A 966-nucleotide genomic window follows, 5' to 3' on the forward strand; every position below is an offset into this window, starting at 1 on the left:
GGCAACCAGCCGGGCAAGCCCGGCCACGCATCTGCTCACCCAGTAAGCACAGACCGTGCCAAGCACCGGCCAGCCGCACACCCTCCCCGGTTGGGGGCACCCCGCACCAGCGGCCACGCTAAGATGCAACCCGGCTGGCGGCGGCACCCGCACGCCGCCACGCCCGCAAAAACGCACCAAAGAAGTGCAACAACATTCTGCAGAGGAGCAAACACGATGGCTTTGTCTTTGGTGCGCAGCCGCACCCTGGTTGGCTTGCAGGCGCACCCGGTGTGCGTGGAGGTGCATCTGGCCAACGGCCTGCCCAGCTTCACGCTGGTGGGGCTGGCCGACACCGAGGTGAAGGAGGCGCGCGAGCGGGTGCGCTCCGCGATCCAGAACGCCGGGCTGGTGTTTCCGTCCAACCAGCGCATCACCGTCAACCTGGCGCCGGCCGATGTGCCCAAGGACTCGGGCCGTTTTGACTTGCCGATTGCGCTGGGCATCCTGGCCGCCAGCGGGCAGATCGACGCTGCGGCGCTGGCGGCGTACGAGTTTGCGGGCGAGCTGTCGCTGGGCGGCGAGTTGCGCCCGGTGCGCGGTGCGCTGGCCATGAGCCTGTCGCCCCAGACGGCACCAACGGTGGCCAATGCGGGCACCAGCGGCAGCGCGCACACGCCGCCGCAATGGGTGCTGCCCCCCGGCAGTGCCGAGGAGGCCGCGCTGGTGGACGGCGTGCGCGTGTACCGGGCGCGCCATCTGCTGGACGTGGTGCGCCAGTTTGCCCCGCCCGGCAGCGCCAGCGACGCCACCCCGCCCGACCCCGACGGCTGGCAGCGCCTGCAAGCGCGCGCACCGGCCAGCATCGCCCCCAGCGGGCCGGACTTGGCCGACGTGAAAGGCCAGGCCGCTGCGCGCCGGGCGCTGGAGATTGCCGCCGCGGGCGGGCACAGCCCGCTGCCGGTGGGGCCGCCGGGCCCGGGCAAG

General features: G+C 72.6%; 1 protein-coding gene. It reads left to right on the forward strand.

The window, feature by feature from the left end; all coding sequences use genetic code 11:
- Positions 1-216 precede the first annotated feature (216 nt).
- Positions 217-966, forward strand: a 750-nt coding sequence (locus CON76_RS10810) for a magnesium chelatase domain-containing protein (protein ID WP_145995429.1), incomplete at its 3' end; no start/stop codon positions are given.

The sequence above is a fragment of the Macromonas bipunctata genome, from assembly GCF_002837135.1.
Classification (GTDB): Bacteria; Pseudomonadota; Gammaproteobacteria; order Burkholderiales; family Burkholderiaceae_C; genus Macromonas_A; species Macromonas_A bipunctata.